General features: G+C 60.3%; 19 protein-coding genes. All 19 read left to right on the top strand.

Annotated elements, in window-relative coordinates; all coding sequences use genetic code 11:
* Window positions 1–517: 517 nt before the first annotated feature.
* The 19 genes from AC57B6_RS15890 to AC57B6_RS15800 all read left to right on the top strand — a co-directional run bounded on the left by AC57B6_RS15890 (window position 518) and on the right by AC57B6_RS15800 (window position 22,329).
* Window positions 518–2,224 (top strand): GMC family oxidoreductase, encoded by a 1,707-nt coding sequence (locus AC57B6_RS15890; RefSeq protein WP_496421685.1) that lies wholly within the window; start codon window positions 518–520, stop codon window positions 2,222–2,224.
* Window positions 2,225–2,469: 245 nt separating this feature from the next.
* Window positions 2,470–3,249, top strand: a complete 780-nt coding sequence (locus AC57B6_RS15885; protein ID WP_028198418.1) for an ABC transporter ATP-binding protein — start codon at window positions 2,470–2,472, stop codon at window positions 3,247–3,249.
* Window positions 3,246–4,004, top strand: coding sequence for an ABC transporter ATP-binding protein (locus tag AC57B6_RS15880; protein ID WP_028198419.1), 759 nt, complete (start codon window positions 3,246–3,248; stop codon window positions 4,002–4,004). Before AC57B6_RS15885 ends, AC57B6_RS15880 begins: the two co-directional genes overlap by 4 nt.
* A 51-nt stretch (window positions 4,005–4,055) precedes the next feature.
* On the top strand, window positions 4,056–5,270 hold the full coding sequence (locus AC57B6_RS15875) for an ABC transporter substrate-binding protein (protein WP_030102425.1): 1,215 nt from the start codon (window positions 4,056–4,058) through the stop codon (window positions 5,268–5,270).
* A 204-nt stretch (window positions 5,271–5,474) separates the two neighbouring features.
* Window positions 5,475–6,359: a branched-chain amino acid ABC transporter permease gene (locus tag AC57B6_RS15870; RefSeq protein WP_028198421.1), complete on the top strand. Its 885-nt coding sequence runs from the start codon at window positions 5,475–5,477 to the stop codon at window positions 6,357–6,359.
* The gene (locus tag AC57B6_RS15865) at window positions 6,359–7,330 is read left to right on the top strand and encodes a branched-chain amino acid ABC transporter permease (RefSeq protein WP_028198422.1); all 972 of its coding nucleotides are present in this window, start codon (window positions 6,359–6,361) and stop codon (window positions 7,328–7,330) included. Before AC57B6_RS15870 ends, AC57B6_RS15865 begins: the two co-directional genes overlap by 1 nt.
* A 519-nt stretch (window positions 7,331–7,849) precedes the next feature.
* Window positions 7,850–9,016 (top strand): ABC transporter substrate-binding protein, encoded by a 1,167-nt coding sequence (locus AC57B6_RS15860; RefSeq protein WP_106357701.1) that lies wholly within the window; start codon window positions 7,850–7,852, stop codon window positions 9,014–9,016.
* 394 nt (window positions 9,017–9,410) lie between these two features.
* Window positions 9,411–10,571: an ABC transporter substrate-binding protein gene (locus AC57B6_RS15855; protein WP_028198424.1), complete on the top strand. Its 1,161-nt coding sequence runs from the start codon at window positions 9,411–9,413 to the stop codon at window positions 10,569–10,571.
* A 210-nt stretch (window positions 10,572–10,781) separates the two neighbouring features.
* Window positions 10,782–11,837: a branched-chain amino acid ABC transporter permease gene (locus AC57B6_RS15850; RefSeq protein ID WP_046567308.1), complete on the top strand. Its 1,056-nt coding sequence runs from the start codon at window positions 10,782–10,784 to the stop codon at window positions 11,835–11,837.
* 4 nt (window positions 11,838–11,841) lie between these two features.
* Window positions 11,842–13,626, top strand: coding sequence for an ABC transporter permease subunit (locus AC57B6_RS15845; RefSeq protein WP_491562899.1), 1,785 nt, complete (start codon window positions 11,842–11,844; stop codon window positions 13,624–13,626).
* Window positions 13,627–13,637: 11 nt separating this feature from the next.
* Window positions 13,638–14,390: an ABC transporter ATP-binding protein gene (locus AC57B6_RS15840; protein ID WP_174459557.1), complete on the top strand. Its 753-nt coding sequence runs from the start codon at window positions 13,638–13,640 to the stop codon at window positions 14,388–14,390.
* 175 nt (window positions 14,391–14,565) lie between these two features.
* Window positions 14,566–16,524: a tRNA uridine-5-carboxymethylaminomethyl(34) synthesis enzyme MnmG gene (mnmG, locus tag AC57B6_RS15835; RefSeq protein ID WP_496421684.1), complete on the top strand. Its 1,959-nt coding sequence runs from the start codon at window positions 14,566–14,568 to the stop codon at window positions 16,522–16,524.
* A complete protein-coding gene (rsmG, locus tag AC57B6_RS15830) occupies window positions 16,521–17,204 on the top strand; it encodes a 16S rRNA (guanine(527)-N(7))-methyltransferase RsmG (protein WP_028198429.1) in 684 nt (227 codons plus the stop codon). The genes mnmG and rsmG overlap by 4 nt, the downstream gene beginning before the upstream one ends.
* Window positions 17,205–17,295: 91 nt before the next feature.
* Complete coding sequence (locus AC57B6_RS15825; RefSeq protein ID WP_496421683.1) at window positions 17,296–18,087, top strand: ParA family protein; 792 nt, start codon at window positions 17,296–17,298, stop codon at window positions 18,085–18,087.
* An 18-nt stretch (window positions 18,088–18,105) separates the two neighbouring features.
* Entirely contained in the window at window positions 18,106–18,993 is an 888-nt protein-coding gene (locus AC57B6_RS15820) for a ParB/RepB/Spo0J family partition protein (protein WP_028198431.1), read from the top strand.
* A gap of 794 nt (window positions 18,994–19,787) precedes the next feature.
* The gene (locus tag AC57B6_RS15815) at window positions 19,788–20,333 is read left to right on the top strand and encodes an ATP synthase subunit I (protein ID WP_046567312.1); all 546 of its coding nucleotides are present in this window, start codon (window positions 19,788–19,790) and stop codon (window positions 20,331–20,333) included.
* A gap of 172 nt (window positions 20,334–20,505) precedes the next feature.
* The gene (atpB, locus tag AC57B6_RS15810; RefSeq protein ID WP_028198433.1) at window positions 20,506–21,357 is read left to right on the top strand and encodes a F0F1 ATP synthase subunit A; all 852 of its coding nucleotides are present in this window, start codon (window positions 20,506–20,508) and stop codon (window positions 21,355–21,357) included.
* Window positions 21,358–21,450: 93 nt separating this feature from the next.
* Window positions 21,451–21,720 (top strand): F0F1 ATP synthase subunit C, encoded by a 270-nt coding sequence (atpE, locus tag AC57B6_RS15805; protein ID WP_007180033.1) that lies wholly within the window; start codon window positions 21,451–21,453, stop codon window positions 21,718–21,720.
* A 138-nt stretch (window positions 21,721–21,858) separates the two neighbouring features.
* Window positions 21,859–22,329 (top strand): F0F1 ATP synthase subunit B, encoded by a 471-nt coding sequence (locus tag AC57B6_RS15800; protein WP_006050845.1) that lies wholly within the window; start codon window positions 21,859–21,861, stop codon window positions 22,327–22,329.

The following is a 22,329-nucleotide window of genomic DNA, read 5'->3' as shown; positions in this document are numbered from 1 at the left end:
GGCCGCAAAGAAAAGTAGGCAAAAGAAAGCGGCTCACACCGTCAGCTCATAAGTGGGTCCCCCGCGCAGTAGCGGTAGTGGTGCATCTGGAATCCGTCGCCTCGCGCACTCCGCGTTAGTGACAAGGCGTTCATCAGCTCCCACTCCGCACTACGTGCGTCGCGGACGGGTCTGCCGGGGGAAACCGGAGGTGCTTTGCATAACTGATGGTGTGATGAACTGGGCGTCGGCGCGCGCAGCGTCGCCGGAGGTATGACTGCCTTGTCACTGAGGCGGAGTGTGCGAGGGCACAGATTCCAGATGCACCACTACCGTGGCTGCGCGGGGGGCCCGCTTAAGAATTAGCGGTGTGAGCCGCTTTCTTTTGCCTACTTTTCTTTGCGGCCGGCAAAGAAAAGTAGGTGCCCCCCGCACAGGGGGAACGCTAATAGACCGATAACAAAACAAGGAAAGGCCAAAGACCCAGATCAACAACAAAACCCGCCAAACCGGCAAAAAAAGCTTAGGAGACAAAACCATGAGCATCACAAAAAAAACACCCCCCCGCCTGGAAGGCGAATTCGACTACATCATAGTAGGCGCCGGCACAGCAGGTTGCGTCCTCGCCAACCGCCTATCGGAAGACCCGGAAATCCAGGTCCTGCTCCTGGAAGCCGGCGGCAAAGACGACTACCACTGGATCCACGTACCGGTAGGCTACCTCTACTGCATCGGCAATCCCCGCACGGACTGGCTCTACAAAACCCAATCGGAAGCCGGCCTGAACGGCCGCTCCCTCTCATATCCCCGCGGACGCGTGCTAGGCGGCAGTTCGTCGATCAACGGCATGATCTACATGCGCGGCCAGCGCGAAGACTACGATGAATGGGCCCGCGTCACCAATGACGCGTCATGGTCCTGGAACGCCGTCCTCCCAATCTTCAAACGTAGCGAAGACCACCACGCCGGCGCATCCGAATCGCACGGAGCAGGCGGCCCGTGGCGTGTGGAAAAGCAGCGTCTGAAATGGAAAATCCTCGAAGAGTTCTCGCGAGCGGCGCAACAAACCGGCATACCCGCCACCGACGACTTCAATCGCGGCGACAACACCGGCGTCGGCTACTTCGACGTCAATCAGAAACGCGGCATCCGCTGGAATGCCTCGAAAGCATTCCTGCGCCCGGCGCTCAAGCGTCCGAATCTCACCGTCATTACCGGCGCACACACCCAACGCGTCGTGTTCGAAGGACGCCGCTGCGTAGGCGTCGAATATCGCGGCGACAACACCGACTATCTCGCCAAAGCTCGTTGTGAAGTCATCCTCAGTTCCGGCGCAGTCAACTCGCCTCAATTGCTGGAACTCTCAGGAATAGGCAACGGCGCGCGTCTGCAGAATCTTGGCATCGAGGTCGTAAAGGATCTGCGCGGCGTCGGCGAGAATCTGCAGGATCATTTGCAATTGCGCATGGCCTATAAAGTCGACGGCGTACGCACGCTCAATACCGCCTCCGCCCATTGGTGGGGCAAGCTGATGATCGGCATGCAATACGCCTTTTTTCAAAGCGGCCCCATGTCGATGTCGCCATCGCAACTCGGCGCATTCGCCAAATCCGATCCGGACGACCGCCAGCTTACGCGCCCCGACCTCGAGTATCACGTGCAGCCGCTCTCGCTCGACCGCTTTGGTGAACCGCTGCATCGTTTCAACGCGTTCACCGCGTCGGTGTGTCAGTTGCGGCCGACCTCGCGTGGCAGTATTCATATCGAATCACCCGATGCTTCGACGCCACCGTTGATCGCACCGAACTACCTGTCCACCGACTACGACCGGCGTGTCGCCGCCAACGCGTTACGCCTCACGCGCCGCATCGCCGCGGCCCCCGCGCTCGCACCCTATCGGCCGCAGGAGATTCTGCCCGGCATCCAGTACCAGACCGAGGAAGAGCTTCAACAGGCCGCAGGCGCGGTCGGCACAACCATCTTTCATCCGGTCGGCACCTGCCGCATGGGCACCGCCGACGATCCCGGCACCGTCGTCGACAACCGCTTACGCGTGCTCGGTGTGGACGGATTGCGTGTAGTCGATGCATCGGTCATGCCTCTTATCACCTCGGGCAACACCAATTCGCCGACGCTGATGATCGCCGAACGCGCCAGCGACATGATCCGCGAAGACCGTCGCGCACGCGTGGCCGGCGGCGTCCCGGTTCAAACAAGTGCGGCGCCGTCCGTGTCCGCCGTGTGACACGCATGGGGGGCCAGCCTTGGGTTTGGCGCATGCAGTCGTCATCCACTAAGTGCAAATCCCAATGAATGCGCTGCATCATTGGCGCGACAATGGCAGCCATGCTGCGTGCCGCCCCATGGATTACCGTCCGGATTGGTGCAGCACGCCAACGAGCGGCACGGGGGTGCCGCCGTTATCAAACGTCGCGCAGCCGTTCGCGCGGAAGATCGTAGTGCTTCGCCTTACTCCGTATGGAAGGGAACATGATTCTCGGCGATACGATTCTCGAAACGCGCGGCCTCACCCGCGAGTTCAAAGGCTTCATTGCCGTGAACGGGGTGAACCTGCGCGTGCGCCGTGGTTCGATCCATGCGCTGATCGGCCCTAATGGGGCTGGCAAGACCACCTGCTTCAATCTGCTCACCAAATTTCTGGAACCGACTGCGGGTCAGATCGTCTTCAACGGGATCGACATCACCAATGAACGCCCGGCGCAAATCGCCCGGCGTGGCATCATCCGCTCGTTTCAGATCTCCGCCGTATTTCCGCATCTGACAGCATTGCAGAATGTGCGCATCGGTCTGCAACGCGTGCTCGGCACGGCATTTCACTTCTGGAAGAGCGAACGCACACTGCATCAACTCGACGATCGGGCGATGGATCTGCTCACGCAAGTGGGTTTGACCGATTTCGCCGATGTATTGACGGTCGAGCTTTCATATGGCCGCAAGCGCGCGCTCGAAATTGCCACCACACTCGCGATGGAGCCCGAGTTGATGCTGCTCGACGAACCCACGCAGGGCATGGGCCATGAAGATGTCGATCGCGTCACGGCGTTGATCAAGAAAGTCTCGAGCGGCCGCACGATCCTGATGGTCGAGCACAACATGAACGTGATCGCCGGGATCTCCGACACCATCACCGTCCTGCAACGAGGCGAAGTGCTCGCCGAAGGCAGCTATGCCGAAGTGTCGAAGAATCCGCTGGTGATGCAGGCCTATATGGGCAGCGCGGACGCTGCGCTTGCCGGAGCCCACGCATGAATACGATTGCCGAGCGCGAAAGCGTCGAGGTGAGCGGCACGGCTGGGGGTGCCCCCGCGCTGGAGATCGCGGGTTTGCAGGCATGGTACGGGGAGTCCCATATCCTGCATGGCGTCGATCTGACGGTGAACCGCGGCGAAGTTGTCACGCTGCTGGGCCGTAACGGCGCGGGGCGCACCACCACACTGCGCGCGATCATGGGGCTAACGGGCCGACGCACCGGTTCGATCCGCATCGGCGGACGCGAAACCATCAACCTGCCCACGCATCGCATCGCGCATTGCGGCATTGGCTACTGTCCGGAAGAGCGCGGCATTTTTTCGAGCCTCTCATGCGAGGAAAACCTGCTGCTGCCGCCACCCGTCGGCGACAAAGCCCACATGATGTCGCTCGAAGAAATCTATTCGATGTTCCCGAATCTGCAGGAACGCCGCACGAGCCAGGGCACACGGCTCTCGGGTGGCGAACAACAGATGCTGGCCGTCGCGCGCATTCTCCGTACCGGCGCGAGTCTGCTGCTGCTCGATGAAATCTCGGAAGGCCTCGCGCCCGTCATCGTGCAAGCGCTGGCACGCATGATCATGACGCTCAAGGCGCGCGGCTATACGGTCGTGATGGTTGAACAGAATTTCCGCTTTGCCGCTCCACTTGCCGATCGCTTTTACGTGATGGAGCACGGTGCGATCGTCGAGCACTTCGAGGCCAACGAGCTCGAAAGCAAGATGCCGGTGTTGCACGACCTACTGGGCGTATAAAAAGCGTCCGATTGCCTCTGATAACCACAAGTGAAGAAACAGGAGACAGGAATGAAAAAGAACCCACTCGCGCGGCTTGCCACACTATGTTTCGCGGTTGCCGCCGGCGCCGCGTTGACGATGACGAGCGCGCAAGCGGCCGACGATGCGGTGAAGATCGGCTTCATCACCGACCTGTCGGGTCTGTATGCGGACATCGACGGCCAGGGCGGCCTCGAAGCGATCCGCATGGCGATCGCCGACTTCGGCGGCAAGGTGAACGGCAAGCCGATTACGCTGGTCTACGCCGACCACCAGAACAAGGCGGATATTGCCTCGTCGCGCGCGCGTGAATGGTTCGATCGTGACGGCGTCGATCTGCTGATCGGCGGCACGAACTCGGCAACCGGTCTGGCCATGAACACGGTGGCCGGCGAGAAGCACAAGGTCTACATCAATGTCGGCGCCGGCGCCGACACGCTGACCAACGAGCAATGCACGCCGTACACGGTGCATTACGCGTACGACACCACGGCGCTGGCCAACGGCACGGGTTCGGCCGTGACGAAGCAGGGCGGCAAGACGTGGTACTTCCTGACGGCCGACTACGCGTTCGGCAAGGCACTGGAAAAGGCGACTTCGGACGTCGTGAAGGCGAATGGCGGTCAGGTGCTGGGCGCCGTGCGCGCGCCGCTGTCGGCTTCGGACTTCTCGTCGTTCCTGTTGCAGGCGCAGGCCTCGAAGGCGCAGATCCTCGGCCTCGCGAATGCCGGCGGCGATACGGTCAACTCGATCAAGGCGGCGAAGGAATTCGGCATCACGAAGACGATGAAGCTGGCCGCGCTGCTGATGTTCATCGACGACGTGCACAGTCTGGGTCTGGAAACCACGCAAGGTCTCGTGCTGACAGACAGCTGGTACTGGAACAAGGACGCCGCCACGCGCAAGTGGGCGCAGCGCTATTTCGACAAGATGAAGAAGATGCCGTCGAGCCTGCAGGCGGCTGACTACTCGGCGACCATGACCTATCTGAACGCGGTGAAAGCCGTCGGCTCGACAGACGGCGATAAGGTGATGGCGCAACTGAAGAAGACCAAGATCGACGACTTCTACGCGAAGGGCTACATCCGTCAGGACGGCAGCATGATCCACGACATGTACCTGATGCAGGTGAAGACGCCGGCCGAATCCAAAGAGCCGTGGGACTACTACAAGATCACGGCGACGATCCCGGGTGAACAGGCCTTCACGACCAAGGCGCAGACGCGCTGCGCGTTGTGGAAGTAAGCGCAGGCTGATAACCAGATGACCGTCATCCTGCCTTGACCGGCGGGCATTGCATACTGCCACGTTGGTACACAGGATGACGGCAGGCGCTTCACATGCCGGCATGCGGTCGGGCGGATGCCTCGCTCATTGCACGCCGGGCGGACCGTACATAACCGATCTCACCCTGGCGACGGCTTAACGGCTTAACGGATTAAGGCTTCAATGGAAATCTTTGGCGTTCCGCTACCGGCGATGCTGAGCCAGTTGTTGCTGGGGCTCGTGAACGGCTCGTTTTACGCGATTCTGAGCCTGGGCCTTGCTGTGATCTTCGGCTTGCTCAACGTGATCAATTTCGCGCACGGCGCGTTGTTCATGCTTGGCGCGATGCTCGCGTGGATGGGCCTGTCGTATTTCGGTCTGCCGTACTGGGTGATGCTGGTGCTCGCACCGCTGATTGTCGGCGTGTTCGGCATCGTGATTGAACGCTCGATGTTGCGCTGGCTGTACAAGCTCGATCATCTGTATGGGCTGCTGCTCACCTTTGGACTCACGCTGGTTGTCGAAGGCGTGTTCCGTTCGATCTACGGTTCTTCCGGCCAGCCCTACGACGTGCCCGCAGCACTCTCCGGCGCGACCGATCTCGGCTTCATGTACCTGCCGAACTATCGCGCGTGGGTGGTGGTGGCGTCACTTGTGATCTGCTTCGCGACGTGGTTCGTGATCGAGAAGACGCGCCTTGGCGCCTATCTGCGCGCAGGCACTGAAAACCCAAAGCTGGTCGAGGCGTTCGGCGTCAACGTGCCGTTGATGATCACGCTCACCTATGGCTTCGGCGTCGCGCTGGCGGCATTCGCCGGCGTGCTGGCCGCGCCGGTGATTCAGGTCTCGCCGCTGATGGGCCAGCCCATGATCATCACCGTGTTCGCGGTGGTCGTGATCGGCGGCATGGGTTCGATCATGGGCTCGATTCTGACCGGCCTGATGCTCGGCGTAATCGAAGGGCTGACGCGTGTGTATTACCCGGAAGCGTCGGCGACCGTCGTCTTCGTGATCATGGCGCTCGTGTTGCTGGTGCGCCCGGCGGGTCTCTTCGGCAAGGAAAAATGATGCAGAGAAAAGTGCTCTACGGTCTGCTGCTGATCGCGCTGCTCGCGGTGCCCGTGCTCGGCATCTATCCGCTGTTCGTCATGAAGGTGATGTGCTTCGCGTTGTTCGCGGCGGCCTTCAATCTGCTGATCGGCTACACCGGTTTACTCTCGTTCGGTCATGCGATGTTTCTCGCCTCGGCCGGTTATGTCACTGGCTATGCAATGCAGACGCTCGGCTTCTCGCCGGAACTGGGCGTGCTGGCCGGAACTGCTGCGGCGACGCTGCTTGGTCTGGTGGTCGGCCTGTTTGCGATACGTAGGCAGGGCATCTACTTTGCCATGGTGACGCTGGCGCTCGCGCAGATGGTCTACTTCGTGTTCCTGCAGGCGCCGTTCACGCACGGCGAGGACGGGCTGCAAGGCGTGCCGCGCGGCAAGCTGTTCGGCTTGCTGGACCTGTCGCCGGACGCGACGCTCTATTTTGTCGTGCTGGCCGTGATGGTGGCGGCGTTCCTGCTGATCGTGCGAATCGTGCACTCGCCGTTCGGACAAGTGCTGGTGGCGATCAAGGAGAACGAGCCACGCGCCGTGTCGCTGGGCTACGACACCAATCGCTTCAAGTTGCTGGCTTTCATTCTGTCCGCGGGGCTGGCCGGTTTGGCGGGCTCGCTCAAGGTGCTGGTGCAGGGCTTTGAAACGCTGAGCGACGCGTACTGGACCATGTCGGGCCTGGTGATCCTGATGACGCTCGTCGGCGGCATGGGCACCTTGTTCGGCCCGCTGCTCGGCGCGACGCTGATCGTGGCGCTCGAAGACCGGCTCGGCGATATCGGCACGGCGCTGGCAGCCACTACCGGAATCGATTGGTTCCGCTCGCTTGGCGAGTCCGTGACCATCGTGACGGGCTTGATTTTCATTGCCTGCGTGCTGGCGTTCCGACGCGGCATTGTCGGTGAGATTGTCGCGCGAGTGCGGCCATTGCGAGCCTGAAACGGCAGCAGAATTTAAATTGATTTGGTCTCCGATATAATTCGGCACCTTTGAATCGGCCAGAGTTGCTCCTGTGTTGTGCGAGAATTGACACCCGCCGTCAAAGGCGCGCGAAACGTGCCCCAAATTTGTGCCGCAGTGCACCACTAGGGTAATTGCTAGTTGTAAGGGATTAGGTGCTCGTTTAATCTTCATGCAGTTCTGATGCACCACGAATTTTGCAGGTGGAGAACGAGGAGACAATGAGGCACTCAGTGCCCAGACGAAAGCGCTGTTGGATTGATATCCAACAGCGCTTTTTATTTGGCTTTTTCATAAAGCGCCATTCAAATCTTCCGCTAATTCGGTGACGCTTTTTTATTCGCCGAACCACGTCCGGATTCATCCGTTTCCAGCCTGCAAAATGCTTGCAGTGCGGGGCTTTCGTCCGCTAAACTCGCCATTCACCGACCGCTTGGTCGGCGATTGAAATTCACGGATTTAAATTCAATTGAATGACGGGGTAGTTCGAGGAGCAGGATGAAGTCGGCATTGCGTTGGATAAGCGCGGCATTGGTCGCAACGGGAGTATCCGCAGCATGGAGCGGCCATGCATTCGCGGACGTGAAAATCGGTGTAACGGTATCGGCAACCGGGCCGGCTGCATCGCTTGGTATTCCGGAAAAGAACACGATCGCACTGCTGCCTAAAGAGGTGGCGGGCCAGAAAATCGATTACATCGTGCTGGACGACGCCACGGATTCGACTCAGGCCGTCAAGAACGCGCGCAAGCTCACCAGCGAAGATCACGTGGATGCATTGATCGGTTCGACCGTCGTGCCGAACTCGCTGGCCATGATCGACGTCGCCGCAGAAAGCACTACGCCGATGATTTCCATGGCCGCGGCGGCGAGCATCGTCGAACCGATGGACGCGAAGCGCGCATGGGTCTTCAAGACGCCGCAGAACGACATTCTGATGGCCACCGCGATCGCGCAGCACATGGCGAATCACGGCGTGAAAACAGTCGGGTTCATCGGCTTCGCGGATGCGTACGGTGAAAGCTGGTTCAAGGAGTTCGGCAAGGCGGCCGATCTCGCGAAGATCAAGGTCGTCGCGAACGAACGCTTCGCGCGCAACGATGCTTCGGTGACCGGCCAGGTGCTGAAGATCATGTCGCAGCATCCCGACGCGGTGCTGATCGCCGGCGCGGGCACCCCGGCTGCGCTGCCGCAAAAGACCCTCAAGGAGCGTGGCTACCCGGGCAAGTATTATCAGACGCACGGCGTCGCCAACAATGACTTCCTGCGTGTGTGCGGCAAGGATTGCGAAGGCACCTATCTGCCGGCCGGTCCGCTGCTGGTGGCGGAGCAACTGCCCGATTCGAACCCGGTGAAGAAGACTTCGCTCGCGTATAAGCATGCGTATGAAGCCGCATACGGCGCCGGTTCGGTGTCGACATTCGGCGGTCACGCATGGGATGCAGGCTTGCTGCTGCAACGCGCGATTCCGCTTGCGCTGAAGAAAGCCCAGCCGGGCACGCCTGCGTTCCGCGAAGCGCTGCGTGCGGCACTCGAAAACACGAAAGACATGCCCGCTTCCCACGGCATCTTCAACATGAGCGCGAACGACCATGCTGGTCTCGATCAGCGGGCGCGTGTGATGGTGGAGATCGTCGGCGGTAAGTGGAAGCTGTCCGGCGACTGAGCGAAGGCGAAGCGATACGAGACCCCATCAAAAAAGACGCGAGCAGTTGACGCGTCTTTTTTATTGTCCGCGTTCGATGGGAGGTGGTGAAAGAGCGGTCAAAGTGGGGTTAACGCAACGTGGCTGGGTAGCGGGTTTCGGGACAAACCCGCATTCGGGCGACAGTCTATTGACCGCAATTGATGCAAAACGCAATACTACTAACATGTTAGTGGTTGGTGCATAAGAAGTCGCAGCAGTGGTTCGCAGCAGGGGAGTAGCACCAGAACGGCGAGGGCGTTGACGCTGAGCAGGGAAAACCATGCTTGGCATGCCTGAACCCTATAACTAGATTCAGACACCCGGCCCGTGCGCCGGCTTACAGATACGCGCTTCAAAGCGTTTGGAGACTTGCATGAAAAAGACAAAGCAATGGGTACGCACCGGTATCGCGATGGCGTTGATGTGCGGCGCGGGCGCTGCCTTCGCGCAGGTGAAAATTGGCGTCACGCTGTCCACCACGGGGCCGGCCGCATCGCTCGGGATTCCTGAAAAGAATACGATCGCGTTGCTGCCGAAAGAGATCGGCGGCAAGACGGTGCAATACATCATCCTCGATGACGCATCGGATACCGGCAAGGCCGTGCAGAACACGCGCAAGCTGATCGACGAAGACCACGTCGACGCCATCATCGGTTCGACCGTTACGCCGAATTCGCTGGCCATGCTCGATCCCGCAGCCGAAGGCAAGACGCCGGTGATCTCGCTGGCAGCATCGGCCGCAATCATCTCGCCGATGGACGCCAAGCGCGCATGGGCCTTCAAACCGCCGCAAAACGACAGCCTGATGGCTGACGCGATCGCCGACTACATGGAGCATCACGGCGTAAAGACGGTCGGCTTTATCGGCTTTGCGGATGCATACGGGGACGGCTGGAACAACGTGTTCACCGCTGCGGCAGCGGCACACAATCTGAAGATCGTCTCCAACGAACGCTTTAACCGCACCGATGCGTCGGTGACCGGCCAGGTGTTGAAGACGATGAGCGCGAACCCGGACGCAGTGCTGATCGCCGGCGCGGGCACGCCGTCGGCACTGCCGGCCAAAACGCTCAAGGAGCGCGGCTATAAGGGCAAGGTCTATCAGACGCACGGTGTCGCGAACAACGACTTCCTGCGCGTATGCGGCAAGGATTGCGAAGGCGAATTCCTGCCGGCCGGCCCGATCCTCGTGGCGGATCAACTGCCGGATTCGAACCCGGTGAAGAAGTCGTCGGAAGCCTACAAGGCGGCGTATGAGAAAGCTTATGGCACGGGTTCGGTGGCGACGTTCGGCGGTCACGCATGGGATGCCGGTCAGATGCTGCAAGCTGCGATTCCGGTCGCACTGAAGACCGCTCAGCCGGGCACCGAGGCGTTCCGCGAGGCGCTGCGTAGCGCGCTGGAAAACATCAAGGAACTGCCGGTCTCGCACGGCATCATGAACACCACGCCGACCAACCACAATGGCCTCGACAAGCGTGCACGCGTGATCGTGCAGATCGTCGACGGCAAGTGGAAGCTGCAGAACGACTAATAACAAAAAGCGGTACGCGCCTCTCGCGCAACTTGCGGCGCATGACTGATGCCGCATTGCCATTCTGTTCGATAACAATGGCAACGACCGCCGCGCCGAGTCCCGGCGCGGCGGTCGCCTTTTCTGGCATTGCAGGCCGGTGGCCGGCCGCGGGTTTTGCCGCCACGACTGTTTCCCGATTTCGATTTCGACGCTTCAGGACGAGGAAGTATGGATCTATCAATTGCGGCGATCCTCGCGCAGGACGGCATCACCACCGGCGCGATTTACGCGCTGCTCGCGCTCGCGCTGGTGCTGGTGTTCTCTGTGACGCGAGTGATCTTTATCCCGCAGGGGGAGTTTGTGTCATACGGTGCGCTGACGCTTGCCGCACTGCAGACGCAAAAATTTCCTGCGACGTGCTGGTTGCTGATGGCGATGGGCGCGGCGTGCTTCGTGGTCGAGATCGCGGGGCTAGTGCGGCACCCCGAAAGGCGTCGGCATGCGGCTCGCACGCTGGTGATGCTGGTCGGCAAATATCTGCTGTTCCCGGTCGCGGTCTACGCGCTCACGCAAGGCGTTTTCCTGCACCCGCTGCCGATGATCGCGCAGATCGCGCTGACGCTGCTGATCGTCATTCCGATGGGACCGTTCGTCTACCGGCTCGCCTATGAGCCGATCGCGGAGGCGACCACGCTGCTGTTGCTGATCGTGGCGGTGGCCGTGCACTTTGCGATGGTCGGCCTCGGGCTCGTGATGTTCGGCGCGGAAGGCTCGCGCACCACGGCGTTCTCCGACGCGACCTTCAATCTCGGCAGCCTGTCGATCTCCGGACAAAGTTTGTGGGTGGTCGGCACGGCTGTGGTGCTGATCGGCGGCCTGTATCTGTACTTCGATCGCTCCATCTCCGGCAAGGCGTTGCGCGCGACTTCGGTGAACCGGCTCGGCGCGCGGCTCGTCGGTATCGGTACGACGCAGGCGGGGCGTCTCGCGTTCACGCTCGCTGCGGGCCTCGGTGCGCTGTGCGGCATCCTCGTCGCACCCTTGACCACCATCTACTACGACTCCGGCTTCCTGATCGGTTTGAAGGGCTTCGTGGGGGCGATTATCGGCGGCCTGGTCAGCTATCCGCTGGCTGCCGCGGGTTCGATCCTCGTCGGTTTGCTGGAGTCGTATTCGTCGTTCTGGGCGAGCGCTTACAAGGAAGTGATCGTGTTCACGCTGATCATCCCGGTGCTGCTGTGGCGAAGTCTGGCCAGCCCGCACTCGGAAGAGGAAGAGGAGTGACACGATGAAACGGATCATGCAAAACAAGTTCTTCTGGTTGTTCCTCGTGGTGCTGTTCGCGCTGCCGGTGCTGCCGCACCCGATTCACGTGCCCGAGTACTGGGTGACGTTGCTCAACTATATCGGCCTCTATTCGATCGTCGCGATCGGTCTCGTGCTGCTGACAGGTATCGGCGGGATGACGAGCTTCGGGCAGGCAGCGTTCGTTGGTATCGGCGCGTATGCGACCGCGTATCTGACCACGAAGTACGGCGTCTCGCCGTGGCTCGCGTTGATCGCGGGCGTGGTGGTGACGGCGTTGATCGCGCTGATGCTGGGTCTCGTGACCATGCGGCTGTCGGGCCACTTTCTGCCGCTCGGCACGATCGCGTGGGGGCTGGCGCTGTTCTACCTGTTCGGCAACCTGGAGATGCTCGGCAAGTACGACGGCATCAATGGAATTCCCGTGCTGAATGTTTTTGGCATCGACCTGGAGTCCGGCCGCCATATCTATTACCTGATCTGGGTGGTGGTGCTCGGTGCGGTGATTTCTGTTCAAAACCTGCTTAATAGCCGGCCGGGGCGAGCGATCCGCGCCTTGCGCGGCGGCGGGATGATGGCCGAGGCGATGGGCGTCAACACGGCCTGGATGCGGGTGGTGATCTTTGTCTATGCCGCAGTGTTGGCGTCGATTTCCGGCTTTCTGTATGCCCATCTGCAACGCGCAGTGAATCCGACGCCATTTGGTCTGAACCACGGCATCGAGTTTCTGTTCATGGCGGTGGTGGGCGGTGTGTCGCATGTCTGGGGCGCGGTGCTCGGCGCGGCGATCCTGACGGTGTTGCAGGACTATCTGCAAACCTTGCTGCCGAAGCTGCTGGGCGAGAACGGCAACTTCGAAGTGATCGTGTTCGGCATTCTGATGGTTTTGCTGCTGCAATACGCTCGCCAAGGCGTTTGGCCGTTTGTCGCGCGGTTTTTCCCGAAGGGGCCGCGCGCGCATCTGTCGGACCATGCCGAGCCGTTGCCGCAACGCAGCAAACCGGCCGCAGGCGAAAACTTGCTGACGGTAAATAAAGCTCGGAAGCAGTTCGGCGGTCTGGTCGCGGTGAACGATGTCAGCTTCGAGGTGAAAGCAGGGCAGATCATCGGTTTGATCGGCCCGAACGGCGCCGGCAAGTCGACCACCTTCAATCTGGTCACGGGCGTGCTGCAAGCGACGAGCGGCGAGATCACCTTCTGCGGCGAACGTATCGATTCGCTGAGTTCACGTGAAATCGTCAAACGTGGCATTGGCCGTACGTTCCAGCACGTCAAGCTACTGCCCGGGATGACCGTGCTCGAGAACGTCGCGATCGGCGCGCATCTGCGCGGCCACGCCGGCGTGTGGCGCAGCGTGGCGCGACTGAACGGCGCTGAGGAGGCACGCCTGATGGCCGAAGCGGCTCGCCAGATTCGTCGCGTCGGGCTTGAGCAACATATGTACGACGAGGCGGGGAGCCTGGCGTTAGGGCAGCAGCGAATTCTCGAAATTGCACGCGCGTTGTGCTGTGACCCGACCTTGCTGTTGCTGGATGAACCCGCCGCCGGTCTGCGGTATCAGGAAAAACTGCAGCTGGCGGACTTGCTGCGTCGTCTGAAGGCTGAAGGCATGAGCGTGCTGCTGGTCGAGCACGATATGGATTTCGTGATGAATCTCACCGATCGGCTGGTAGTGATGGAGTTCGGCACGCGGATCGCAGAAGGCTTGCCGCAGGATGTCCAGCAAGACCCGGCTGTGCTTGAAGCTTATCTGGGTGGGGTGGAGTGATGGAGAATACGATGAATGCAACCGCACCGATTCTCGACGTGGATGGTTTGTCGGTCCGCTATGGCAAGGTTGAAGCGCTGCACGGCGCCGCGATTAAAGTGCGGCCCGGGCAAATTGTCTCGGTGATTGGGCCGAACGGCGCGGGTAAATCCACGTTGCTGAACGCGATCATGGGCGCACTGCCCACTACGGGGCATGCGAAAGGCGCGGTCCTTTACCAGGGTGAAGACGTCAGCGCCGTGCCAGTCGAAAAGCGGGTTGCGCGCGGCATGTGTTTGGTGCCGGAAAAGCGCGAACTGTTTGCGTCGATGACTGTTGAAGACAATCTGGTGCTGGGCGCGTATCGGCGCAAGCGGGCAGGGGAGCGTAACTTTCTCGATCAACTCGAACCGGTCTTTACGCTTTTTCCTCGCTTGAAAGAGCGTCGGAAGCAGGCAGCCGGTACGTTGTCGGGTGGCGAAAGGCAGATGCTCGCGGTCGGACGTGCGTTGATGGGCAAACCCGATCTACTGATGCTTGACGAGCCGAGTCTGGGTCTGGCGCCGCTGATCGTGAAGGAAATTTTCCACATCATTAGTGCGCTGCGGCAGACCGGTGTTGCCACGCTGCTGATCGAGCAAAACGCCCGTGCTGCGCTGCAGATCTCCGATTATGGTTACGTGCTTGAAACCGGTGAGCTGGCGCTGGAGGGGCCCGCAGCCGATCTGGCGCAAAATCCGCGCGTGATTGAGACGTATCTGGGGCTGGCCAAGAAAGTGGCTTAGGTCTCTATTTTCGGTTGAATCGGCGTGGTTCAGAGCGGTGTGTTTCACGTGAAACACACCGCTTTTTTGTTGCCTGGCCATTCGGACGAAATTCGGGCCTAAACCGAACCCGTTATAATTCGCCCATACATTTTCCTTTGAAAGGCTCACGCGACGATCTGGCGTGAGATCCGCGATGCTTTTTCCCACAGAATTTGACGTAATCGTCGTCGGCGGCGGTCACGCCGGCACCGAAGCCGCTTTGGCTTCGGCTCGCATGGGCAATACCACGCTCCTGCTGACGCATAACATCGAGACCCTCGGTCAGATGAGCTGCAACCCGTCCATTGGCGGGATTGGCAAGGGCCATCTGGTGAAGGAAGTCGATGCGCTCGGCGGAGCCATGGCGGCCGCGACGGACGAGGGCGGTATTCAATTCCGCATCCTCAATTCGTCGAAGGGGCCTGCTGTTCGCGCGACACGCGCGCAAGCCGACCGTCTGCTGTACAAGCAGGCGATCCGGCATCGGCTGGAGAATCAGCCGAATCTATGGCTGTTCCAGCAAGCGGTCGACGATCTGATGGTGGAGGGCGACCGGGTGGTCGGCGCGGTCACGCAGGTGGGGATTCGTTTCCGCTCGCGCGCCGTGGTGCTGACGGCCGGGACATTCCTCGACGGCAAGATTCACGTGGGTTTGAACAATTACACGGGTGGCCGCGCTGGTGATCCGGCCGCGGTCTCGTTGTCCGCCCGCCTTAAGGAATTGAAACTGCCGCAAGGGCGTCTCAAGACCGGCACGCCGCCGCGAATCGACGGGCGAACGATCGATTTTTCGATGCTGGAAGAGCAGCCGGGCGATCTGGACCCGGTGCCAGTTTTCTCGTTTTTGGGATGTGCGGAGCAGCATCCGCGTCAAGTACCGTGCTGGGTCACGCATACGAACGAACGTACGCACGACATTATCCGCGGAGGTCTCGATCGATCGCCGATGTATACGGGCGTGATCGAAGGGGTCGGGCCGCGGTACTGTCCGTCGATCGAGGACAAAATTCACCGTTTCGCGTCGAAGGAATCGCATCAAATCTTCCTCGAACCGGAAGGGCTGACGACGAACGAGTTCTATCCCAACGGGATTTCCACCAGTCTGCCGTTCGACGTACAACTGGAGCTCGTACGTTCGATGCGGGGCTTGGAGCACGCGCATATTCTGCGGCCGGGCTATGCGATCGAGTACGACTACTTCGATCCGCGTGGACTAAAAGCGTCGCTGGAAACCAAGGTAATCAACGGACTATTCTTCGCGGGTCAGATCAACGGCACGACCGGCTACGAAGAAGCTGCTGCACAGGGTTTGCTGGCAGGGATCAACGCCGGCTTGCAGGTGCAAGGCAAGGACGCATGGTGCCCGCGCCGCGATCAGGCGTATCTGGGTGTTCTCGTCGACGATCTGGTCACGCGTGGCGTGTCGGAACCGTACCGCATGTTCACGAGCCGCGCCGAATACCGGCTGAGTCTGCGTGAAGATAACGCCGATATGCGTCTAACCGAGATTGGGCGCGAACTCGGTGTGGTCGACGACGTTCGTTGGGACGCATTCAGCCGCAAGCGCGATGCTGTTTCACGTGAAACAGAGCGTCTTCGCACGACGTGGGTCAATCCTAAGACATTACCGGCGGAAGAGGCGACTGCCTTGCTCGGTAAACCGATCGACCACGAATATAGTCTCGCTGACTTGCTGCGTCGTCCGGGCGTGACGTACGACGGCGTCTGCGGTTTGCGCGCAGGCGCGTGCGCTGCGCCTGAAATATTGGCCGAAGACGACGTTCTGCTCGCCCAGATCAAGGAGCAGATTGAGATCGGCATCAAGTATCAGGGCTACATCGACCGTCAAGCCGATGAGATCGAGCGCAATGAGTCGCACGAAAGCACGCGTTTGCCTGAGGGATTGGATTACGCCGAGGTAAGAGGGCTGTCGTTCGAAGCGCGTCAGAAACTGACGCAATTCCGCCCCGAAACCATCGGTCAGGCGTCGCGTATCTCCGGCATTACGCCGGCGGCGATCTCCTTGCTGATGGTTCACCTGAAGCGTGGTTTGGGGCGTCGTGCCGCGAAACCCGCCGAACCCGGCACCGATAGCACGCCGGTGGTGCAATGACGCTGGTGCAGAAGGGAGGCGGTAACGAGGCGTTGGCGCCGCTGCTGGCAAGCGGCGTAGGCGAACTCGGCCTCGATCTGAGCGACGCGCAACTTGGCAAACTGCTCGACTACGTTGCGCTGCTGTCCAAGTGGAACGCCGTCTATAACCTGACGGCGATTCGCGACCCGCGGCAAATGCTGATTCAGCACATCCTGGATTCGCTATCGATCGTGCCGCATCTTGCTACGCGCGGCGCATCTTCCGTGCTGGACGTGGGTTCCGGTGGTGGCCTCCCTGGTATCGTGCTGGCTATTGTGCTGCCCGATTGGACCGTCACCGTGAACGATATCGTTCACAAGAAGACGGCTTTTCAGGCGCAGGCCAAAGCCGAACTCGGCCTTGCGAATCTGTCGGTCGTCACGGGCCGCGTCGAGACTTTGCAGCCGGGCGCCGAAGTACCGGCGAAGTTCGACGTAATCGTGTCGCGCGCATTCGCAGAGCTCGCGGATTTCGTTACACTGGCCCGTCATCTGGTTGCGGAGCAGGGCGCGATCTGGGCGATGAAGGGCGTGCGCCCGGATGGCGAGATCGAGCGCCTGCCGGCGGGTGCCCACGTGGAGCAGATCATCCGGCTGAACGTGCCGTCGCTCGACGCGGAGCGGCATCTGATCAAGGTTTTGGTGGACGCCGATAACTGACGGCCACCGGCACGCTCGCGGCGCACCCCAGCTACAAAACGCTTTCTACTTTATTCAAGCAGTTTCAAGCAGCAAAAGGGACACACCAACGATGGCAAAAATCTTCTGCGTTGCAAACCAGAAGGGTGGCGTCGGCAAGACGACGACGGCAGTCAATCTGGCCGCGAGCCTGGCAGCGCAGGGACAGCGAGTCCTTCTCATCGATCTGGACCCGCAGGGCAACGCCACTATGGGCAGTGGCATCGACAAGGCCGCGTGCGCGAATACCGTCTACGAGGTACTCGTTGATGGGCTGTCGGTGGCGGATGCGCGAGTCCGTCCGGAGGCTGTCGGCTACGACGTGCTGCCTGCGAACCGTGAGCTGGCGGGTGCCGAAGTCGAACTGGTCAGCGTGCAGAACCGCGAGCGTCAAATGAAGATCGCCTTGACGGCGGTCGAAAGCGAATACGACTTCGTGCTGATCGACTGCCCGCCGGCGTTGTCGCTGCTGACACTCAACGGCTTGTGCGCCGCGCATGGCGTGGTGATCCCGATGCAGTGCGAGTACTTCGCGCTCGAGGGTCTGTCTGACCTGGTCAACACGATCAAGCAGGTGCACGCGAACCTGAATCGCGATCTGAAGGTGATCGGCCTGCTGCGCGTCATGTTCGACCCGCGCATCACCTTGCAGCAGCAAGTCTCAGATCAGTTAAAGGAGCACTTCGGCGACAAGGTGTTCGACGCGGTGATTCCGCGCAACGTACGTCTTGCCGAGGCGCCGAGCTATGGCCTGCCGGGTGTCGTATTCGATAAGGCCTCGCGCGGCGCGCAGGCGTATGTGCAGTTCGGTGCAGAGATGATTGAGCGGGTGCGCACATTGAATGACGCGCCCCAGGCGTCCTAAGCGGATCGAGGAAGCACAATGAATGCAGTAGCAAGAAAGAAGGGGTTGGGCCGCGGTCTTGAAGCATTGCTGGGTGGCAGTGCCGATATCACCGAGGTGGTGACGATCGAGGGTGCGCCGAACGTGCTGCCGCTCAGCAAGCTGCAGGCGGGCAAGTACCAGCCACGCACGCGCATGGACGAAGGCGCGTTGCAGGAGCTGGCAGCCAGCATCCGTGCTCAAGGGCTGATGCAGCCGATTCTCGTGCGGCCCGTGTCGGCGGATAAGTACGAGATCATTGCCGGCGAGCGGCGTTTCCGCGCGGCACGCATAGCCGGTCTCGATGAGGTGCCGGTGCTGGTGAAGGACGTGCCGGACCAAGCCGCCGCGGCAATGGCGCTGATCGAGAATATCCAGCGCGAAGATCTGAACCCGCTGGAAGAAGCGCAGGGCATTCAGCGCTTGCTCGACGAGTTCAATTTCACGCACGAGCAGGCGGCTGAATCGGTGGGCCGCTCACGCAGCGCCGTATCTAACCTGCTGCGTTTGCTCAACCTGGCGACGCCCGTGCAAACCATGTTGCTGGCGGGTGACCTCGACATGGGACACGCACGTGCGTTACTGGCCGTCGACGCCGCGACGCAAATCACGCTGGCCAATCAGGTCGTCAACAAGCGCATGTCGGTCCGCGAGACCGAAAAACTGGTGACGGCGACCACCAAGGCTGCGCCGACAGTGAAGGCGCGGGCGAATCAGGACGGCGGCCGCGACACGCGACGGCTCGAAGAGGAGTTGTCCGATCTGCTTGCCGCAACGGTTAAGATCAAGCTCGGCCGGCGCGGCCGCGGCCAGGTGCTGGTGGACTTCGGCGATCTGGACGCACTGGAAGGCATTCTTGTCCGGCTGCGCGGCAACGCTACGGCGTGAGGGTGGCAGGTTCGATCTGCCGCGGACGTTGGGTGGGCGTGCGGCCTCGTTGGGCCGCACGTCTGCTGGCCGCTCGCAAACGCCGTCAGGCGGGGTTCTCTTCGGTAGCAGCGACGTTGCGGTTGTACTTACTGCAGGCGTCGCCCGGTTGATGAATTCTCAGATCGATCGGTAGCCTACGCGGATTCGCATTGGATTCCTGATTATTGGGTGTGTTTAATAATCAGGAATCCAATATATTGAGTCGCCCCACCGTTTTCCCGATGGCGCCTGCATGGTGGGAGGGTGTGCCGTGATGAGGCGGCCGTTTGCGGCGGTAGGGTAGGTGGTGACATGCCGTAGGAGGCGCCTGACTGCTGGCCGTGTCGATCGGCCGGTGCCGAGGGGAGCGTCCAACGGTGTTCGATTTCAATGAAGAAGGGCTGCGGCCAACTCATAGCCGCCCGCGTCTACCCGGCGCGGTCCTTCATGTCCACCAAAGCTGGCGAAAATGATCGTCTGTTGCATTTTTGAGACGTCCGCAGCAGCGTCGAAACGACACATCGGCGAACTTCAATCGACTCGATTCATCGCACATGTTTTGCCATCCCCCGACCGCCTTACATTTGCCGTGTATAGGCCGCCCGAGCGGACGTTTCCGCATCGTGAAGGTCGTTTTCACACAGGTTATTGAACGGCCTAAAGTCTTGAATTGCCTGCAACTATCGCTTACAATCGCCCGGATTTAATTGCACGGCAACCCCGTAAGCGCAGCGTAAGCTCGCGGGCAGGAACAAGACTTTCGGAACACTGCGATGGCGGTTAAAACGTCGAATCAAACGCCGAAGAATGGGCGTGACGACCACCGCGCTGAACGCACCGTTTCCGATGCGTCCACCGCTCAGCACGTTACAACTGACGATGCGTGGGATGTCGAGCAACAAGATAACAATATCGTTCCGCTCACCCGGGTCGAGGCTGAAAAGCTGTTTGGCCCGAATGTGAGTCGTCCATCGCGCGTTACGCCTTTCAAGGTCGTGGCGGCGCAAATGGTTTTGTCCCTGGGTGCGACGCTGGTGTGGTGGCTGTTCTACAAGCCGCCGGGCGCTGCTGCGCTGTCCGCGTTCCTTGGAGGAGCGATCTGCTGGGTGCCGAGCGCGCTGTTCGCGGCACGTCTTAGAACGCTGAGCGGCGCCAAAACAGCAATGAGCTGGATGATCGGCGAAGCGCTCAAGATGGGGACAACGATCGCGATGTTTGTAGTCATCGCCTTCTGGTATCACGACGTATGCTGGGTGCCGCTGCTCGTGACTTACCTCATCGCGCTCAAGACGTACTGGATCGCCCTCGCGTGGCGTTAAGGTCGTAGCAGAGAGTAGCAGCACAAAAGCAACACAAAATTCAGGCCGGCGCGTAGCGCTGGCGTAAGGAGTGCGGATATGACACGATCCGCACCCGGTGTGTTCCCGCAATAGAGCATTGCGGCGGGAACGGCCTAAGACGATTTTCGACAATTTGGGTGGCATTAACGATATGGCAGCTAGCGAAGGCACGCGCGCTCTGGATCCGTCCGAGTACATCGCGCACCACTTGCAGAACTTTTCCACCGCGCACCAGACGTCGATTTTCGACATTCATGTGTGGAATCTGGACACCCTTTTCTGGTCGATCGTTTGCGGTCTGGCCACCATCGCCATCCTGCATCTCGCTGCTCGCAAGGCGACGTCCGGCGTGCCGGGCCGTTTCCAGTGCGCAATCGAAATGCTGGTCGAAATGGTCGAGGATCAATCGAAGTCGATGATCCACGGCTCGCGCGCTTTCATCGCTCCGCTGGCATTGACCGTGTTCGTCTGGGTTGCCCTGATGAACTCGCTCGACTTCATCCCCGTCGATCTGCCGGGCCGCGTGATCGGCTGGCTGGGTCTGTCGGAAATCATCCCCCATCATCGCATCGTGCCGACCGCCGACCTGAACGGCACGCTCGGCATCGCGCTCGGCGTGTTCGTGCTGATGATTTACTACAACTTCAAGATCAAGGGCGCAGGCGGCTTCGTGCATGAACTGCTGTCGGCTCCGTTCGGTGCGCATCCGTTGCTGTGGATCCCGAACCTTGCATTGAACATCATCGAGTTCGTCGCAAAGACGGTTTCGCTCGGCATGCGGCTGTTCGGCAACATGTACGCGGGTGAACTGTTGTTCCTGCTGATTGCTCTGCTCGGCAGCATGTGGGGTTTTGGCGCGGACGCGTCAGTGCTCGGCTTTATCGGCCACGTCATCGCAGGCACGGTTTGGGCGATCTTTCACATCCTGATCGTTTTCCTGCAGGCATTCATTTTCATGATGCTGACGCTGGTGTACATCGGACAAGCACACGACAGCCACTAATCACGGCGTGTCGCGCGACGAATTGTTTTTAGTTTTGTTTTATTAAATCCCAGTTCCAACCAGTTCTAAAAGACTTTTCACAAAGGAGTGATCATGCAAGCTTTCATCGCCAACATCCAGGGTCTGACCGCCATCGGTATCGGCATCATCATCGGCCTGGGTGCAATCGGCGCCTGTATCGGTATCGGCCTGATGGGTGGCAAGTACATCGAAGCATGTGCTCGTCAGCCGGAACTGATGAACCCGCTGCAAACCAAGATGTTCCTGCTGGCTGGTCTGATCGATGCGGCGTTCCTGATTGGCGTTGGTGTGGCAATGCTGTTCGCGTTCGCGAACCCGCTGCTGTCGAAGCTGGCAGGCTGAGGTTCCTCGGAAGTTTGCGCCTGAGCTATAACTGGTAAAGGCGCAGGGCGGAACGGGCACTTGGGCGCTGATCGAATACAGAATCGATGAGCGCCTTGCCGTTTCACTTTCCGAACTAGCAACGTTTAAGGAAACACCGTGAATCTCAACGCAACCCTGTTTGCGCAAATGGTCGTGTTCCTGATCCTCGCGTGGTTCACGATGAAGTTCGTGTGGCCGCCGTTGATCAACGCCCTCGACGAGCGCTCGAAGAAGATTGCTGACGGTTTGTCGGCTGCTGAAAAGGGCAAGGCGGAACTCGAAGCCGCCCACAAGCGCGTCGACCAGGAACTCGCTCAGGCACGCAACGACGGTCAGCAACGTATTGCTGACGCAGAAAAGCGCGCAGTGGCAGTCGCTGACGAAATCAAGGCTCAAGCACAAGCTGAAGCCGCTCGCATCATCGCGCAAGCGAAGGCCGACGCGGAACAGCAAGTCGTGAAGGCGCGCGAAACGCTGCGTGGCGAAGTCGCCGCACTGGCAGTGAAGGGCGCTGAACAGATCCTGAAGCGCGAAGTCGACCAGGCAGCTCACGCTGACCTGCTGAATCAACTGAAAGCCGAGCTCTGA

Source organism: Paraburkholderia sp. BGA-UO-ETr-F12 (assembly GCF_059567945.1).
This window is presented reverse-complemented; position numbering and strand designations above follow the sequence as displayed.

Coding starts and splice junctions, on each gene's coding strand:
- AC57B6_RS15825 (WP_496421683.1), top strand. CDS start 17,296: ATGGCAAAAATCTTCTGCGTTGCAAACCAGAAGGGTGGCGTCGGCAAG.
- AC57B6_RS15860 (WP_106357701.1), top strand. CDS start 7,850: ATGAAGTCGGCATTGCGTTGGATAAGCGCGGCATTGGTCGCAACGGGA.
- AC57B6_RS15865 (WP_028198422.1), top strand. CDS start 6,359: ATGCAGAGAAAAGTGCTCTACGGTCTGCTGCTGATCGCGCTGCTCGCG.
- rsmG (WP_028198429.1), top strand. CDS start 16,521: ATGACGCTGGTGCAGAAGGGAGGCGGTAACGAGGCGTTGGCGCCGCTG.
- AC57B6_RS15845 (WP_491562899.1), top strand. CDS start 11,842: ATGAAACGGATCATGCAAAACAAGTTCTTCTGGTTGTTCCTCGTGGTG.
- AC57B6_RS15875 (WP_030102425.1), top strand. CDS start 4,056: ATGAAAAAGAACCCACTCGCGCGGCTTGCCACACTATGTTTCGCGGTT.
- AC57B6_RS15890 (WP_496421685.1), top strand. CDS start 518: ATGAGCATCACAAAAAAAACACCCCCCCGCCTGGAAGGCGAATTCGAC.
- mnmG (WP_496421684.1), top strand. CDS start 14,566: ATGCTTTTTCCCACAGAATTTGACGTAATCGTCGTCGGCGGCGGTCAC.
- AC57B6_RS15880 (WP_028198419.1), top strand. CDS start 3,246: ATGAATACGATTGCCGAGCGCGAAAGCGTCGAGGTGAGCGGCACGGCT.
- AC57B6_RS15870 (WP_028198421.1), top strand. CDS start 5,475: ATGGAAATCTTTGGCGTTCCGCTACCGGCGATGCTGAGCCAGTTGTTG.
- atpE (WP_007180033.1), top strand. CDS start 21,451: ATGCAAGCTTTCATCGCCAACATCCAGGGTCTGACCGCCATCGGTATC.
- AC57B6_RS15840 (WP_174459557.1), top strand. CDS start 13,638: ATGAATGCAACCGCACCGATTCTCGACGTGGATGGTTTGTCGGTCCGC.
- AC57B6_RS15850 (WP_046567308.1), top strand. CDS start 10,782: ATGGATCTATCAATTGCGGCGATCCTCGCGCAGGACGGCATCACCACC.
- AC57B6_RS15885 (WP_028198418.1), top strand. CDS start 2,470: ATGATTCTCGGCGATACGATTCTCGAAACGCGCGGCCTCACCCGCGAG.
- AC57B6_RS15815 (WP_046567312.1), top strand. CDS start 19,788: ATGGCGGTTAAAACGTCGAATCAAACGCCGAAGAATGGGCGTGACGAC.
- AC57B6_RS15820 (WP_028198431.1), top strand. CDS start 18,106: ATGAATGCAGTAGCAAGAAAGAAGGGGTTGGGCCGCGGTCTTGAAGCA.
- atpB (WP_028198433.1), top strand. CDS start 20,506: ATGGCAGCTAGCGAAGGCACGCGCGCTCTGGATCCGTCCGAGTACATC.
- AC57B6_RS15855 (WP_028198424.1), top strand. CDS start 9,411: ATGAAAAAGACAAAGCAATGGGTACGCACCGGTATCGCGATGGCGTTG.